General features: G+C 49.4%; 12 protein-coding genes, 3 rRNA genes and 1 other RNA gene. 3 read left to right on the top strand and 13 right to left on the bottom strand.

Going from position 1 to position 15,565, the window contains the following annotated elements; translation table 11 throughout:
• Positions 1 to 5 precede the first annotated feature (5 nt).
• Positions 6 to 1,595 carry a Na/Pi cotransporter family protein gene (locus WCN91_RS12445; RefSeq protein WP_342679516.1) on the bottom strand — a complete coding sequence of 530 codons (1,590 nt, stop codon included), beginning with the start codon at positions 1,593 to 1,595 and terminating at the stop codon, positions 6 to 8.
• Positions 1,596 to 1,861: 266 nt separating this feature from the next.
• Positions 1,862 to 2,167: a hypothetical protein gene (locus tag WCN91_RS12440; RefSeq protein WP_342679514.1), complete on the bottom strand. Its 306-nt coding sequence runs from the start codon at positions 2,165 to 2,167 to the stop codon at positions 1,862 to 1,864.
• A gap of 441 nt (positions 2,168 to 2,608) precedes the next feature.
• Here WCN91_RS12440 and WCN91_RS12435 point away from each other — a divergent pair, with 441 nt between their 5' ends.
• Entirely contained in the window at positions 2,609 to 2,926 is a 318-nt protein-coding gene (locus WCN91_RS12435; RefSeq protein ID WP_342679512.1) for a hypothetical protein, read from the top strand.
• Between the two features lie 626 nt (positions 2,927 to 3,552).
• On the opposite strand, the gene gcvP is transcribed toward WCN91_RS12435, so the two are convergent.
• From gcvP to WCN91_RS12415, 4 genes are all read right to left on the bottom strand, one after another.
• The gene (gene gcvP, locus WCN91_RS12430) at positions 3,553 to 6,447 is read right to left on the bottom strand and encodes an aminomethyl-transferring glycine dehydrogenase (protein ID WP_342679510.1); all 2,895 of its coding nucleotides are present in this window, start codon (positions 6,445 to 6,447) and stop codon (positions 3,553 to 3,555) included.
• Positions 6,448 to 6,635: 188 nt separating this feature from the next.
• Positions 6,636 to 7,025 carry a glycine cleavage system protein GcvH gene (gcvH, locus tag WCN91_RS12425; RefSeq protein WP_342679509.1) on the bottom strand — a complete coding sequence of 130 codons (390 nt, stop codon included), beginning with the start codon at positions 7,023 to 7,025 and terminating at the stop codon, positions 6,636 to 6,638.
• A 30-nt stretch (positions 7,026 to 7,055) separates the two neighbouring features.
• Entirely contained in the window at positions 7,056 to 8,138 is a 1,083-nt protein-coding gene (gcvT, locus tag WCN91_RS12420; protein WP_342679508.1) for a glycine cleavage system aminomethyltransferase GcvT, read from the bottom strand.
• A gap of 168 nt (positions 8,139 to 8,306) precedes the next feature.
• Complete coding sequence (locus WCN91_RS12415) at positions 8,307 to 8,885, bottom strand: hypothetical protein (protein WP_342679506.1); 579 nt, start codon at positions 8,883 to 8,885, stop codon at positions 8,307 to 8,309.
• A 146-nt stretch (positions 8,886 to 9,031) separates the two neighbouring features.
• Here WCN91_RS12415 and WCN91_RS12410 point away from each other — a divergent pair, with 146 nt between their 5' ends.
• The gene (locus WCN91_RS12410) at positions 9,032 to 9,877 is read left to right on the top strand and encodes a LysR substrate-binding domain-containing protein (RefSeq protein ID WP_342679505.1); all 846 of its coding nucleotides are present in this window, start codon (positions 9,032 to 9,034) and stop codon (positions 9,875 to 9,877) included.
• A gap of 7 nt (positions 9,878 to 9,884) precedes the next feature.
• Here WCN91_RS12410 and WCN91_RS12405 read toward each other — a convergent pair whose 3' ends face one another.
• Genes WCN91_RS12405 through WCN91_RS12390 form a run of 4 tightly spaced genes read right to left on the bottom strand, consistent with a single transcriptional unit; the run spans position 9,885 to position 14,107 of the window.
• The gene (locus tag WCN91_RS12405) at positions 9,885 to 11,057 is read right to left on the bottom strand and encodes an FAD-dependent oxidoreductase (RefSeq protein ID WP_342679504.1); all 1,173 of its coding nucleotides are present in this window, start codon (positions 11,055 to 11,057) and stop codon (positions 9,885 to 9,887) included.
• 3 nt (positions 11,058 to 11,060) lie between these two features.
• Positions 11,061 to 12,230, bottom strand: a complete 1,170-nt coding sequence (gene ubiH / locus WCN91_RS12400; protein ID WP_342679502.1) for a 2-octaprenyl-6-methoxyphenyl hydroxylase — start codon at positions 12,228 to 12,230, stop codon at positions 11,061 to 11,063.
• 3 nt (positions 12,231 to 12,233) lie between these two features.
• On the bottom strand, positions 12,234 to 13,544 hold the full coding sequence (gene pepP, locus WCN91_RS12395) for a Xaa-Pro aminopeptidase (RefSeq protein ID WP_342679500.1): 1,311 nt from the start codon (positions 13,542 to 13,544) through the stop codon (positions 12,234 to 12,236).
• Positions 13,544 to 14,107, bottom strand: coding sequence for a UPF0149 family protein (locus tag WCN91_RS12390; RefSeq protein ID WP_342679499.1), 564 nt, complete (start codon positions 14,105 to 14,107; stop codon positions 13,544 to 13,546). The genes pepP and WCN91_RS12390 overlap by 1 nt, the downstream gene beginning before the upstream one ends.
• A gap of 196 nt (positions 14,108 to 14,303) precedes the next feature.
• Here WCN91_RS12390 and ssrS point away from each other — a divergent pair.
• Positions 14,304 to 14,485: non-coding RNA, 6S RNA (gene ssrS / locus WCN91_RS12385), on the top strand.
• Between the two features lie 536 nt (positions 14,486 to 15,021).
• Here the strand turns inward: ssrS and rrf (WCN91_RS12380) are convergent.
• The 3 genes from rrf (WCN91_RS12380) to WCN91_RS12370 form a co-directional block, all read right to left on the bottom strand.
• Positions 15,022 to 15,136: ribosomal RNA gene (gene rrf, locus WCN91_RS12380) — 5S ribosomal RNA — on the bottom strand.
• 71 nt (positions 15,137 to 15,207) lie between these two features.
• Positions 15,208 to 15,322 (bottom strand): 5S ribosomal RNA (rrf, locus tag WCN91_RS12375).
• A gap of 121 nt (positions 15,323 to 15,443) precedes the next feature.
• Positions 15,444 to 15,565, bottom strand: a 23S ribosomal RNA gene (locus tag WCN91_RS12370); the annotation flags it as partial.

The following is a 15,565-nucleotide window of genomic DNA, read 5'->3' as shown; positions in this document are numbered from 1 at the left end:
ACAGATCACAGCTCGGCATTTTTATGTGACGACATTTTATGGAGATTTAATAGCTTATCTTTGAGCCGCTGTGAATAGGTAATAAAATTTGTGAGCGCCCCGGCATCTTGCCTATCGGTGTCGGCCAGTAGCAATAAAAGCTTGCGATGAGCCTGATTTAGATGAAGTTGCAGCACCTTGGCCGACTTCTCGATTTCCTCATTTTTCGGCTCTTCTAAATGCTCACTGATTTGGGTGAAAAGACTTAAAGTATCGCTCGATAACTCTCTGACCAAAATCAAAATATCACTTTTTAGCTCGATAAACTGGTCATTCATAATGCGTTTGCTTTCAAACAGATCGTTAATCGAGTCATGGATCTGGAACAAATAATCATAGCGATTAATTTGCCTTATAAGCTCCCGGGACTGCTCTTCATCATTAATCTTGCTGACGATGGAAGTGAAGTAGGTCATGCACTCTTTTTCAAAGAAATTGACATATTCAATGCGTTTTTGCGCCGTGTCTTGAATACCCTTGTAGTTAGTTTCCAGGCTTAAGGTGACGAGATTGTAATTTTCCTTCAAAAAGTTAAGCAGCTCCTGGTTGCCCGCCTCCAGTCGGTTAACCACGCTCTGAAACTCTTCATTTTCCTGATAGGTTGGCAATTCAAGGCGTTCAAAGTCCATTGTGCCTTCACCGAGCAGAAAATCGACAAAGCGGGTAAAAGGCGTCACAAAAATAATAAATATCAGGCTCGCGACCACATTAAAAATAAAGTGAATATTGGCCAAGGCCATGGCGGGGTCCATAGTCACTTCACTTAACTTGTGACCAAACAATAAAATAACGGGCAAAAACAACAACACCCCACCGACATTAAACAAAAAGTGACTCAGGGCCGTTTTTTTAGCAGCGATATCCATACCAAATACGGCAATCATGGCCGTTGCCGTGGTGCCTATATTGGCCCCCATAATAATGGGCACTGCGTTTTCAAGGCCCAAAATCCCCTGCTGGGTAAAGATGATAGCTAGACCCGTAGTGACCGAGCTGGATTGCACCAACGCCGTAAACAAACAGCCCACCGCTATAGCAATCAGTGGGTTTTGCGGCTGCGTTAAAATATTAATAAGTGCCTGATTTTCTTGCAAAGGCGCCAAGGAAGAAGAGATAAGATTCAGGCTGAAAAAGACAAAACCAAAATAGAAAATAGCCTTGCCGAAGATGGAAAAACGATTGCGGGTAAGGGATAAGAAAAAGCCGATAATAATAAAAACAGGAGCAAATACAGTAAGTTTAAAAGCCACCAGCTGAGCCGTGATGGTGGTACCCACATTAGAGCCAAAAATAATGCCGACACTGTTTTTAAACGTCAGCACCCCGGCATTAACCAGGCTGATGGTGATCACCGAGGTGGCCGAGCTCGACTGAATAAAGGCGGTCACTATAGCGCCAATAACGACCCCAAGGATGGGAATGCGGGTGGCCCTGCTCAAGGACTTGCGAAAACGCTCACCAGAAATACGCTCGATTTCCCGGGAGAAGTTCTCAAGCCCAAAAACAAACAGGATAATAGCGGTTAACCCCGCCATGGCGATCGTCAGATTTTCCATTTTCTTATCAAAGACCGGTGTATTTACGCAAGATTAATACAAAAGCATAGGTTTTATATACACATAGCGCAATATTGTCCAGCGATCTTGGGGGGATGTTTTGGATCACAATCAAACCTTGGACTTACGCAGTGAAATCCCATGGTCGCAACGGGTAAGCCGTATCATTGCCACTGCGCCGGGCGCTTCCTACAGCGCGTATTTAAACAGGAAATCAACTGATACAAGGGTGCAGGGCTGCTGGATAGGAGTGGCCGTGGGTTTGTTTACTCTTCTTCATCGCCATCTAGGATCAGCTCTTGCATCTGTTGCGGGGTAAAGACAAAGAAATACAGGTTTTCGATAGATGAAAGGGTTTTACCTTCCAGGGATTGATAGTCTGCGGCATCCGTGTCCAGCCAGTAGCCGGCGAGTACACCTTCTTTAATAGGGAAATACACACTCTCACTGGTGGTCACCGCGCCGACCGAGTTAAACACATAATCGCCATAATGTTTGTTAACCGTGTCGACCAGCTCACTTTGCTGCAGCTTGCGTTGGCCCAGTTGTGAAAATAAATCTGATTCTTGCATACGTCTCTTCTTAAATTCGCCGCTACACCCATTTGCTAAGCTGGCCCAGTATTGATACCAGCCTTATGCGGATAAAATGATGACAATTAAAGTAAATATAACACGGTAACTGAACAGAGGTCGCCCTGTTGTGGCAGTATTTATGCGATGCCTTTGGAGTCAGGCCGCTGACAACGGTAGCACCATGTCGCGGCGAGTGAGCGCGTTAAGAAAATAGTCCGGTGGACTATTTTTAGCATGCGAACGCCTTGAGCCAGTGAAAGACCGGGGACGACAACCAAGGCGCCCGTAATTCGCCAATGCTTCCGAATTCAGGTTTTTGTTAAACAAATATTAGCAGGACACCCACCCTAATGGATTCTAATGCATTCCACATTCCATAGCGCTCTGGGCCCGGTTATAATTATGCTTTATTACCGTAACTACTTATCTCGAACTTCCATGAAAAAGCTCTCCAAAGTCCAGCTAAAACAACAAGCACTGGTGCTCAACGTTGCCGAAGCACTCGAACAACAAGCGCGCGCAGAAATACCCGGCATGTTGCAATGCTGGTTTGATGTGGAATATCACTTGTTCCCCGGCTCCCTGCTCCTGTGTTTTCAATTCGAAAATGACCAAGCACTAAAGGCCGCCGAACCTCACCTACTCAAATGGCAAAAACGCTTAAGCGCCGCCATGCTGAAAAAAGGCGTGATCCTAAAAGATATGCGTAAGCACTTAACCTTCACCCTGAAAGGGCCAGAGGAGTTGGCAGTCTGAAGACTGCCCTACAGCGCCTTACTTGTCGGCCTAAAAGGCCGACCTACAGACCCTAACTCACAATCGCTCAAATACAGCTGTCTAACACAGATGTATCAGCTGATTTCCCGTTTAAATTCGCGCTGTAGAAATCAGCTTTTGTTGCGTAGCTTGGTGATGACAGCGAGGGCGACGAGTGACCGAAGCATCGCTTCGCAGCACTCGGAGGTGGAGGCATGGATGCCGACAGGATCACAGCTTCATGGATGAATTGTTCCAAAGTTGTTGAGGGTTAAATCGCGTCAGCAGCTAAGCGCAGCGTTTAACAAAAGACTTAGTTCGGAAGCAGTGGCGAATTACGGGTTCGCGGGGGTTTCCAAAGGGGGAGTCGAATCACTCCCCCTTTGGTTGTAGTCGCCAACGCGACAAGATCTCAATTTGAAAAGAGATGTTATCCAGCGTTCTTCAGCAATAATGAAACCCTGAAATAGTAATTGTCAGACTGAAGTCTGACCTACAAAAGCAGCGAAGCTGACCAAAAGGCGGTCTTTCGCCGTATAACACCCACAAAAAAAGCGCCCCTTTTCAGGGGCGCTTCTCAAAAACGATTTTAATCAGCCCTCGCTCTGCAGCGAGTAATCAACCGATTATTCCTCGCGATATGTATCCACACCTGGGCAAGAACAGATCAGGTTACGGTCACCGAACACGTCATCGATACGTGTTACTGTTGGCCAGAACTTGTTCTTTGCTACGCTTTCAACTGGGAATGCGGCATAGATGCGGTCGTATGCGCGGTTCCAGTCGTTGCCTAGTACGTCTGCTTGGGTGTGCGGCGCGTATACTAGCGGGTTGTCTTCAATTGACCACTCGCCAGAGGCAACCTTGTCGATTTCGCTCTTGATTGACACCATGGCTTCGATGAAACGGTCGATCTCAACCTTAGACTCAGACTCAGTAGGCTCGATCATCAAGGTGCCGGCTACCGGGAATGACATAGTTGGTGAGTGGAAACCGTAGTCCATCAAGCGCTTAGCTACGTCCATTTCAGACACGCCAGTGGCTTCTTTAATTGGGCGCAGGTCAACGATACACTCGTGGGCAACGCGGTTGTTACGGCCACGGTATAGGATTGGGTAATGCTCGCTTAGCTTCTCGGCTAGATAGTTAGCATTCACAATCGCTGTTTCAGTCGCTTCACGCAGGCCTTCGCTGCCCATCATGGTGATATAGGCCCATGAGATAGGAAGAATAAGCGCTGAGCCGTAAGGGGCTGCCGATACCGCACCGTTGTCTACGTTAGTACCTGGTACGTTGATCACGCTGTGGTTAGGCATAAATGGCGCAAGGTGTGATTTAACACCGATTGGGCCAACACCTGGGCCACCGCCACCGTGTGGGATACAGAATGTTTTGTGCAGGTTAAGGTGCGATACGTCTGAACCGATAAAGCCTGGGCTGGTTACACCTACCTGGGCGTTCATGTTGGCGCCGTCCATGTAAACCTGGCCGCCGTGCTGATGCACGATATCGCAGATTTCACGGATGGTTTCTTCGTATACACCGTGCGTAGACGGGTATGTGATCATGATGCAAGATAGGTTCTCTGACACGGCTTCAGCTTTCGCTTTAAGGTCAGCCATATCCACGTTACCTTGCTTGTCGCAATCAACAACCACAATCTTCATGCTGGCCATTTGTGCTGATGCAGGGTTAGTACCGTGTGCAGAGCTTGGGATCAAACATACGTTACGGTGACCTTCGCCGCGTGACTCGTGGTATTTACGAATCGCGATAAGACCTGCGTATTCACCCTGAGCACCTGAGTTAGGCTGTAGTGATACGGCATCGTAACCCGTGATGTTTACCAACCAGTCGTGCAGTTCACCAATCATGATCTGGTAACCGGCTGCTTGATCCAATGGGCAGAATGGGTGCAGGTTAGCAAACTCTGGCCAGGTGATTGGGATCATCTCAGCGGTCGCGTTCAGCTTCATGGTACATGAACCTAGCGAGATCATTGAGTGGTTAAGCGCTAAGTCTTTGTTTTCAAGACGCTTGATATAACGAAGCATCTCGGTTTCGCTGTGGTATGAGTTAAAGTTCGGGTGCGTTAGCACTTCATCATCACGTACCAGGCTAGCTGGGATAGACTGTGAACCATTGGCGCTGATTTGTGCATCAAGTGCTGCTACGTCCAGACCATGGCCTTCACCTAGGATGATGTCGAATAGCTCTAGTACGTCTTCACGTGTTGTGGTCTCAGACACAGAGATTGAGTACTCACCAGCGTGGTTAGTCGCAAAGTTCACTTCTGCCGCTAGTGCGCGTGCAACGACTTCGTCTTTGTTATCAGCAACAACGGTAATGGTGTCGAACCAAGTATCGTGCTTAAGGGCAACGCCCTTCTCTTTCAGACCAGCGGCCAGGATATCGGCGAAACGGTGGATACGCTCGGCGATAGTTTTCAGACCTTGTGGGCCGTGGTAAACCGCGTAGAAGGCAGCCATGTTCGCTAGTAACACCTGAGCAGTACAGATGTTTGAGTTGGCTTTTTCACGGCGGATGTGCTGTTCACGTGTTTGCATTGCCATGCGCAGTGCATCGTTACCTAGGCGGTCTTTTGAAACACCAATAATACGACCTGGTAGTGAACGCTTGTAGGCATCACGGGTTGTGAAGAAGGCAGCGTGTGGACCACCGTAGCCCATAGGCACACCAAAGCGCTGTGCTGAACCAAGTACTACATCTGCACCTAGTTTACCTGGTGCTTTAAGTAGCATAAGCGCCATGATGTCTGCAGCAACACAGGCCAGGGCTTTTTTGCTTTGTACAGCAGCGATAAGGTCGGTTAAATCAACCACTTCACCGCTGGTTGTTGGATACTGGAATAAGGCACCGAAGATCTCATGGTTTGCAGCTTCGCTTGCAGGGCCAATGATGATGTCAAAACCAAACTGCTCGGCACGTGTTTTTACCACGTCGATAGTTTGTACGTGAACGTCTTGGGCAATAAAGAATGCGTTGGCTTTTTTCGCTTTAGAAACGCGCTTGGCAAGTGCCATGGCTTCAGCAGCGGCTGTTGCTTCGTCTAGTAGTGACGCGCTTGCTAGGTCAAGACCGGTTAGGTCCATAGACAGCGTTTGGAAGTTAAGCAGTGATTCCAAACGACCTTGAGCGATCTCTGGCTGATAAGGTGTATAAGCCGTGTACCAACCTGGGTTTTCTAAAACGTTACGCAGGATCACATGAGGTACATGAGTCGGGTGGTAACCCTGACCTATGTAAGATTTGAATACCTTGTTTTTGCTGGCTACTGATTTTAGGTAGCTTAGGGTTTCAACCTCAGTGCGGCTTTCGCCAATTTGCAGGCCGTTCTCAAGACGAATGCTAGCTGGAACAGTTTGTTCCATCAGCGCTTCAACACTCGATACTCCAAGAGCACTTAGCATGTCGCTCATTTGCGCCGCGCTTGGGCCAATGTGACGACGAATAAAATCTTGCTTCTGCTCTAACTGTTCAAGAGATTTGGCATTTGACATGTGTCCAGATTCCTATGATCCAAGAAATTTAATGCGATTCGGTGGGGGTTATTGCCAACAAATATGGCATTGCACCAAACCTGTAAGGGTGCCGATATGGCGGCACATCTACACTAACCCTATATCTGGGGTTAGTATCAAAAAAGCCCCAAAACGGGGCTTTTCAGGGCCGACGCCCAAACGACTAATTAGTCTTCGTCGATGTTGTTCTGGTAGCCTTCTGCATCAAGCAGATTTTCAAGCTCAGACTCATCAGATGCTTTAATACGGAATAACCAGCCGTCACCGTAAGGGTCGCTGTTTACTGTTTCAGGTGCATCTTCAAGCTCTTCGTTAATAGCAACGATTTCACCGCTGATTGGCGCGTAGATGTCTGAAGCCGCTTTTACAGACTCAGCAACGGCACAGTCTTCACCTGCGTCTACTTCGTCACCAACGTCTGGTAGTTCTACGAATACCATGTCACCTAGAAGCTCTTGCGCGTGCTCTGAGATACCTACAGTGTAAGTGCCATCGCCTTCAGCGCGAACCCACTCGTGTGAACTAGCGTACTTTAACTCGCTTGGAATGTTGCTCATTGTCTGTTCCTTTGGTGTAAATTTATATTCTTATACTACGGCTTTACCTTGACGCACAAAGCAAGGTTTAACCACTTTAACATTGACTAATTTTTTACGCATTTCAACCTGCGCCGTATCACCGACTTCACGCGGTACACGGGCAAGTGCAATACTGTGACCTAGTGTTGGTGAGAAGGTACCTGAGGTGATCACCCCTTCGCCCGCTTCACTCACTACTTTTAAGCCACCACGTAATACGCCTTTTTCTTCAAGCACAAGACCTACAAGTTTGTCAGTGCTCTTGTCAGCGCGTTGTTGCTCTAATACAGCACGGCCGATGAAATCACGCTCTGCAGGTTCCCAGGCAATGGTCCAAGCCATATTGGCCGCCAGCGGAGATACGCTTTCGTCCATGTCCTGACCATATAGGTTCATACCTGCTTCTAGGCGTAAGGTGTCACGCGCACCCAAACCTGCTGGCACTACACCTGCGTCTAACAGCTGTTGCCATAGGTCTGCAGCCTGCTCGCTTGGTACTACGATTTCGTAACCGTCTTCGCCAGTATAGCCTGTTGTGGCGATAAATAAATCACCGACCTGCATACCGAAGAATGGCTTCATATCGGCCACGGCTTGTTGCTGTTCATCGCTTAGTATTTTGGCAGTTTTTGCTTTGGCGTTAGGACCTTGCACTGCAACCATGGCGAACTCAGGACGCTCGGTCACAGTCACATTGAAATCGGCAGAAACTACAGCCAAGTGGGCTAAGTCTTTTTCACGGGTCGCCGAGTTAACCACTAGGCGGTAGTCGGTGTCGCTGAAGAAATAGATGATCAAATCGTCGATCACACCGCCTTGCTCGTTAAGCATACCTGTGTACAGGGCTTTACCCGGTACAGTCAGCTTAGCAACATCGTTCGCTACTAATTTTTGTAGGAAAGCTTTGGCGTCAGCGCCTTGAACGTCAACTATGGTCATGTGTGATACGTCGAACATACCAGCATCGGTACGTACCGCGTTGTGTTCTTCGATTTGTGAACCATAGTTAATCGGCAGTTCCCAACCATGGAAATCAACCATTTTTGCACCGGCTTCTAGGTGCTTGGCATGTAGAGGTGTTTTAGAAGACATAATATTCCTTCACGTTTTACAAACCCAGTATGGTGGGCGTGGCCTCATAAATTGAGGGGGAATAACATGGGCCGCGATTATACATAAGTTGTTCGCCGCTGGCACCCAAATTAACGATTACTTTTTTAACATCTGGCAAAAGATGCTTACATAACCCGGTGCGCCCATTTAAGCAGCTTGTGCTTGGGGGTTAAAACGAGCGCTGGTTAGGCTATGAGTTAAATCCGCTAGCGTCGATGCCAAGGCAAACACACGATAATACTGCTGTGCGTCTTTGGCACTGGCGATAACAAAACAGTCATCGCACTGCACGCCATAATGCTGGCTGTTGTCGCCCAACGCCATACCCATATACAGGCTGAACTGCTGGCTTAGGAACTCGCCGGCATCGGGACCGCTAAAGTGTAGGCAATTTAGCTCAGGACGCGGCAAAATATCCACATCAAATGACTCGCTGGCCGTATTAAGCACAGCTAACAGCTGCTCGGCGTCATTGGTCACAATGCGCAGCGCGGTATCGCTTAAGAAGAAAACATCAAAACTGAGCGCCTGCTCGGCCAACTCATAACGCACCGCCATGCCGGTTTTATTGGCCCAGTTCAAGGTGCTGGTTTTAAGGCTTTGCAATAACAACAGCACTTCCGAGCCGCCGAGGTCGATGATCTGCTCACTGGCCGACACAAAGGTATTGGTCTGGGCGTTTTCCGCGCCGTGATGGCGGGCAAAAAAGAGAGATTGAATCGTCATGACTGCCTCAACTTGTGATTTTTAAACTTCTGGCAGTATAGGGCTGGGCTAGAGCAACAACAAATTGTAATTTTTTATCGATTGATAAATAATTTCAATGTATATACGCCAATAAATTTCCTTTGCTAATGTGAAGATTTACTAATATGAAAAATATCCCTATGGACAGTCTGCGCACCCTGGTCACCGTTGTTGACGTGGGTGGTTTTGCCAAGGCCGGTGAGCTGCTGGGGCTGTCGCAACCTGCGGTCAGCCTGCAAATAAAGCGCCTTGAAGACTTACTCGGCCGTAAGCTGTTTAAAAAGCAGGGGCAACGCCAGGTGCTCAATCATCAGGGCGAGCAACTGCTGCCGCTGGCCAAGCAAATCCTCAAAGAAAACGACGCCATCTTACAGCTCTTTAGTAATGAAACCGTCACAGGTAAGGTGCGTTTAGGCATTCCCAGCGAATTTGCTGCCAGTATTTTGCCCGCCATTATTGGCGATTTCGTATCCCTGTATCCGGATGTGTCGCTGGAGGTGAAATCCGAGCTCAGCAAGCAGCTGATGCACGTGAGTAACCGCGAAGAGTTTGATCTGCTGCTAACCTTAGTGGAGCAGCTGGATAACCCCCACTACCCGAGCTTTTTACAAGATCAGCTGGTGTGGGTGGGCAATACCTCCATCAAGGCGAACAAGCCGGTGACCTTAGTAGTGGCGCCGCAGGGCTGTATTTATCGCCGCCGCGCCATAGATGCCCTGGAGCAGGCCGGCATTCCCTGGCGTATTGTTTATACCAATGCGGATTTGACCGGACTCACGGCAGCCATTAAGGAAGAGCTGGGGATCACTGTATTGGCGCGTAAAACCGTACCCGAGGAGCTGCCCTTTACCACACACACCGACATGCTGCCGGTGCTGGGGCAAGTGGGTATTAGCTTGATTAAACGCGCTCAGGAGCCTGCCAATGCCATCGACAAGCTCGCCGAGTTTATTACTTTGCGCCTAAGTTAAGCCTGGATTATTTGCCGAGCGCCTGCTCGGCAAACACCTGCTTCAGCGGTTTGATGTCGTTCACCGCGCTTAAGCCAAGGCCGCGTACCAACTTCTTAATGGGGTTGTTGCCGGCAAACAGGGTTTTCAGCCCCTGCATGGTAGCGATATGTTTTTGCGCGTCGAGCTTTCGCTCGCGCTCATAGGTGCGCAGTGCGCGTTGAAGATCGCCCTCGCCGCTTAACAGTGGCTCGGTCAGCAACTCGGTAAAGCGCGCCGCATCCTTAAGACCTAAGTTCATACCTAAACCCGCCAACGGGTGTATGGTGTGGGCCGCATCGCCCATCAATACGATACGCTCCTTCACCCATTGACGGGCGTAGCGCATGGTCAGTGGGAAGACCGGACGTTTGGATTGCACCTCACACAGGCCACATTGGCCGTCAAAGGCGGTGTATAAGGCCTTATTAAACTCTTCGTCAGTCATGCCTTGATATGCCTGTGCCTGCTGTGGTGAGCACGACCAGACGATGGAATGCATATGCTCATCGGCAAGGGGTAAAAACGCCAAAGGGCCGTCCGGCAAAAACACCTGACGGGCGCACTGCTCATTGCCCTGCTCGGTTTTAATGGTAGCGACCAGGGCATGGTGATCATAATCTTTAAAGGTAATGGGCAGATTAAAGCGCTGGCGTACGCCTGAATTTGCGCCGTCGGCGGCGATCAAGAGCTCACACATCACCGGCGAGCCATTATCCAGGGTGATTAATACATTGCTGTCGCTTTGGTGAATGTCTTTATAGGCGTGATTAAACAACAAGGTGACATTGGCTTGCTGCTCTAATCTGGCTACCAGAGCGCGATGAATAACATCATTTTCAATAATATGACCCAGATGAGTGACATCGTAGTCATCCGCGCTGAAATGAATATGGGCGAAGCTGTCTTTATCCCGTACGTCCATTTGCGTATAAGGACTGATACGCTGCTCTTGCATCAGCGGCCAGGCGCCGAGCTCTGTAAACAGGGCTTCGCTGGCCTGGTTAATGGCACTGACGCGCAGGCCGTATTCATCGCTTAAGGGCGCGCATTTATCGCCGGCATCGATGACTACTACAGAGACGCCTTGCAGGCTCAGTGCCAGCGCGGCACTTAATCCAACACAACCGCCGCCAACCACGGCTACCTTCGCTTGAAACATACGTTAATTAAACCCCATTAATTGTTTTGCTAATGGCTGACGCAACGAGCTGCATACTTGCATTGCCGCCAAACCCATACTGCGCCCAAGGGCTATGGTGCGCGAGCCATTGGAAAAAGTACGTACTAGAGTGTCGGTCAGTGTCATCACTCGGGTAATGTCCTCGGCGCGCGCCTGAGCGTAGGCCGAGGTAAAGGCGTATGTGCCTAACTCATCGCCAGCATAGGCAATTTTGGCCACCAGTTCTTTGATGTCGCGCAGGCCCAGGTTAAAGCCTTGCCCGGCAATGGGATGAATGGCATGGGCGGCATTGCCAATTACCACGGCGCGGTGGCTAACAAGACTGTTTGCTCTGCCCCACACCAAGGGATAAACGCTGCGCTCGCCGACCTGGGTAAAGAGTCCGGCGCGATAGCCAAACTCCTGTTGCAGCCTGGCAACGAATTCGTCGCTGGAAGCATCTTGCAAGTCGCCCAGTTTATGGCCTTGGTCGCACCACACCAATGAATAGCGCTTACGCGACATGGGCAGTAAGGCCAGTGGACCATGGCTGGTAAAACGCTCAAAGGCCTGACATTGATGGTCGCCCTGCACTTCTACATTGGCAATCAGGGCATGTTGGGTATATTCCTGGGTGTCAAAATCCAGATGTAATAACTTGCGCGTGGGCGACTGGGCGCCATCGGCCACCACCAGGAGTTTGGCGCTAAGCTCGGTGCCATCGTCCAAAGTGATCTGGTTATGTGCCTCATGCATGCTTACCGCGGTGACTTTCGCAGGGCAAAATTGGGTCACTTGTTGATGGCTTGCCAAAGCACGATGCAAGGCCTGACCCCATGGGCGCACTTCAACCACGTAACCCAAGGCATCAAGATCATAATCCACATGGTTTAACTGGGTTTTGCCAAAATGTCCGCGGTCCGATACCTGCACCTGTTTAATGGCACAGGCATAGTCGCTGTGCTCGTTAAATAAGCCATATTGCTTGAGGTAGTGCACCGAGTCGGCGGCCAAGGCAATGGATCTATCATCAAAGCTGGGGTGGTAGTCGTTACTGGGCTGATACGCCTCGATAACGGCTAAACGCAATTGCGGGCACTGCTGCGCTAACACATTCGCCAATGTGCCTCCGGCCAAACCACCGCCTACAATCACCACATCAAAGTGCTGCACCTGTTAGCTCTCCTGCATTAGCGCTTCTATTTCGGCGATTTCTTTGGGCACCGAGGCGGTAAGATTTTCATGGCCATTTTCAGTGACCAGTACATCGTCCTCAATGCGAATGCCAATACCGCGATATTGCTCTGCCACCGGCGCATCTTCGCTAATGTAGAGGCCCGGCTCTATGGTCAGCACCATGCCCGGCTCGAAAGGACGGTCTTTTTCGTCTTGCTTGTACTCACCTACGTCATGCACATCAAGGCCAAGCCAGTGGCCCAGCCCGTGCATATAAAAGGCGCGATAGGCTTGGCTTTCTAATAGCTCGTCAAGCTCGCCTTCTAGCAAGCCAAGGTCAATCAGGCCCTGGGTAAGAATACGGTTTACCACCTTGGCGGTCTGAGCCAGGGTATTACCCGGTTTGACCATATCCAACGCTGCATACTGGGCCTTAAGCACCAGGTTATAAACTTCCTTTTGCGCGTCAGAAAATTTGCCGTTAACCGGGAAGGTACGGGTAATATCGGCGGCATAACCGGCCAGCTCACAGCCCGAATCAATCAGTACCAGGTCGCCATCTTTCAGGGTCGATTCGTTTTCGGTGTAGTGCAAGATGGTGGCGTTATCGCCGCTGCCCACTATGGTGCCATAGGCCGGATAACGGGCGCCGTTCATGGCGTAATGATGATGTAATTCGGCTTCGAGTTGATACTCGGTGGCGCCGGCCTTGGCAAAACGCATGGCGCGCTTGTGACCATCGGCACTGATCTTACCCGCCTGACGCATAAGCTCTTGCTCTGCCGGTGATTTAAATAGGCGCATTTCATGCACCAGGGTGCGAATATCGCGGATCACCTCAGGCGCACGATAGCCCTTTTTAGGGGCGCCACGCAGGGTATTGAGTAAGGCAAAAACCTGGTCGTCGACGTCTTTATACACGCCCTGACCAAAATAGAGGGTGGCTTTTTGGTTCACCGCGTCGATAAGCCCCTGCTCCAGCTCGGCAAGGGTGTAGGCATCATCGATAGGGAGCTGTTCTTTAGCGGCATCGGCGCCCATACGACGGCCATGCCAGATCTCGGCGGTTTTATCTTTGGCGCGACAGTACAGGATGGACTTTTGCTCTTCGCCTTTGACCAGTACCAACATGGCATCGGGCTCGTTAAAGCCGGTAAGATAGAAAAAGTCGCTGTCCTGACGGAATGGGAATTCGGTATCACGGCTGCGGGTAATCTCCTTCGCAGCGGGAATAAGGGCAACCGAGTTGTTTTTCATTTGCGCCAGCAACTGGTGCTGACGCGCGCGGTATTCTGCGTTAGTGATATTCATTAGTGTAGCGTCTTTGAAGTTGGCGCCGTGCTCTCTCGTTTGCCCAGCTCGGCAAAGCAAAGCATGGCCGATACGCGCACATACTCCAACACTTCATGCAGTGCCTGCTTGTCTTCTTCGGTTTCATCAAAGTGGGTATCAAGGCGGCTGATTTCGGTGAAGTCCTGGATCACTTCTTTTACGTCATCGCTTAGTTTGCCGTAGTCTTTTTGCTTTAAGCCAAAACCCAGTAAATAGCCGTTTACCCAGGCAACCAGGGCATTAGCTTGATCGATCAGGCTTTCTTCTTCGTCCGGCAGCATAAGCTCAAACTGTAACTGCTCATTAGAGAAGCTTTCAACCGCTTGGGAGTAGAGTTCGCTCAACCAAAGTTTAAGGTTCTTTTCAAAGCTGATGCCGTCATTAAGCACATCGCTCAGCAGACCCAGGTAGGCTTTTTCTTCGATATCCAGGCCACAGGCTAGGAGCCCTGTGATAATTCCCTGCACTTCTGAGGGCATAACAAAGATCTCGTTGCTTTCTAAGAGTAGTTGGGCTTGCTGATAGCTAGGTTGTTCGCTCATGATTGACTCGCGTATGACGAAAAATATTAATTCCAATGTCCAATGCTACCACTGCAGCGAAGGCGACTCCACCGTATTGTAGCCCCCCAAGCATGATGGCGATCAAATAACACCCAGCTTGTTTACTTTGCCTGCACTTGGAAGGAAATTTTGTGATTTGACTGTATCCCTTTAGCAAGGTCTTATATACTAAAGGTGTTCCCTAGCTTGTTGGCCAGCGAATGACGTCCCTGAGCCGATAATTTTTATTCAGGAATGCATTTTGTAGGCTATTGCGCAAGCTCGGCATGTACCGAGAAGCCTACGGCTTACAGGTGTCTTCCGCCTTGAACCTTAGGGTTCAAGGGCTGATATTCGTAACCGCAAGCCGGGGAACACTCTCCCTTCTTTCTCTAAACCTTATCTTATTTACTCACAGACAAGAGCTGGCTTATACCTTTAATAGCAAAGATCTCAGATTATCCCTTATGATTTTTACCAATTCTGCTTTTGCAAGGCTAAAGCCTCGCCTACAGAGAGCTGTAGGAATAATTTATTAGGTCGGGGTTTGCCGCCATGGATGGCGGTAGTAGAACAATGCAGGAGCATATTGTCGATAACCCCGACAAGGTGCAGATCCATGCCACAATGACATGCCGCATTGTCGGCCTAAAAGGCTGACCTACAAACGCAAAAAACCCGCTGCATTTCTGCAACGGGTTTCTTTGAATAGGAGCTTGGCGATGTTCTACTTTACTTCGGGCTATCCTGCCCTTGCCCTGCGGGTCGCCTGCGCGACGTAAAGCTGTCCCCTACAGCTTTATCACATGGATGAATTCGCTTCGCTTAGCTTTTTCCTGCCATGTTCAAGTAGAACATCAATGTTTTTAAACGAAAAAACCCAGCGCTAGGCTGGGTTCTTCGTATAATTAGGAGCTTGGCGATGTTCTACTTTCACATGGCAAATGCCACACTATCATCGACGCTGTTTCGTTTCACTTCTGAGTTCGGCATGGGGTCAGGTGGTTCCAAAACGCTATGGTCGCCAAGCAAAAAATTGTAAATTCTTTTTTTTGCTCTAAAAAACCCGGCTCTTTGAGCCGGGCTTTCTTAAATTAGGAGCCTGGTGATGACCTACTTTCACATGGCAAATGCCACACTATCATCGGCGCTGTTCCGTTTCACTGCTGAGTTCGGCATGGGGTCAGGTGGGTCCAGAACGCTATTGTCACCAAGCAAATTGGTTACTAATCGCATTGCAATCAGTATTAATTCGGAAAGCTTTATAAGTAACTGTCTACTTCAGTCTTTAATTTCTAACTTCTAACTTAACAGTCTCACACCATTTTGGCGTTGTATGGTTAAGCCTCACGGGTAATTAGTACAGGTTAGCTTAACGCCTCACAGCGCTTCCACACCCTGCCTATCAACGTTGTAGTCTTCAACGGCCCTTCAGTGGAGTTAAACTCCAAGTGAGAA

It is taken from the genome of Pseudoalteromonas qingdaonensis (genome assembly GCF_038739665.1).
Classification (GTDB): Bacteria; Pseudomonadota; Gammaproteobacteria; order Enterobacterales; family Alteromonadaceae; genus Pseudoalteromonas; species Pseudoalteromonas qingdaonensis.
Note: the sequence above shows the minus strand (reverse complement) of the source record. Positions and strands in the feature narration are given on the sequence as shown.

What these genes read in the sequence shown, in the direction of transcription:
- WCN91_RS12445 (WP_342679516.1), bottom strand. Translation starts at nt 1,595, where the DNA reads ATGGAAAATCTGACGATCGCCATGGCGGGGTTAACCGCTATTATCCTG.
- WCN91_RS12440 (WP_342679514.1), bottom strand. Translation starts at nt 2,167, where the DNA reads ATGCAAGAATCAGATTTATTTTCACAACTGGGCCAACGCAAGCTGCAG.
- WCN91_RS12435 (WP_342679512.1), top strand. Translation starts at nt 2,609, where the DNA reads ATGAAAAAGCTCTCCAAAGTCCAGCTAAAACAACAAGCACTGGTGCTC.
- gcvP (WP_342679510.1), bottom strand. Translation starts at nt 6,447, where the DNA reads ATGTCAAATGCCAAATCTCTTGAACAGTTAGAGCAGAAGCAAGATTTT.
- gcvH (WP_342679509.1), bottom strand. Translation starts at nt 7,025, where the DNA reads ATGAGCAACATTCCAAGCGAGTTAAAGTACGCTAGTTCACACGAGTGG.
- gcvT (WP_342679508.1), bottom strand. Translation starts at nt 8,138, where the DNA reads ATGTCTTCTAAAACACCTCTACATGCCAAGCACCTAGAAGCCGGTGCA.
- WCN91_RS12415 (WP_342679506.1), bottom strand. Translation starts at nt 8,885, where the DNA reads ATGACGATTCAATCTCTCTTTTTTGCCCGCCATCACGGCGCGGAAAAC.
- WCN91_RS12410 (WP_342679505.1), top strand. Translation starts at nt 9,032, where the DNA reads ATGAAAAATATCCCTATGGACAGTCTGCGCACCCTGGTCACCGTTGTT.
- WCN91_RS12405 (WP_342679504.1), bottom strand. Translation starts at nt 11,057, where the DNA reads ATGTTTCAAGCGAAGGTAGCCGTGGTTGGCGGCGGTTGTGTTGGATTA.
- pepP (WP_342679500.1), bottom strand. Translation starts at nt 13,544, where the DNA reads ATGAATATCACTAACGCAGAATACCGCGCGCGTCAGCACCAGTTGCTG.
- WCN91_RS12390 (WP_342679499.1), bottom strand. Translation starts at nt 14,107, where the DNA reads ATGAGCGAACAACCTAGCTATCAGCAAGCCCAACTACTCTTAGAAAGC.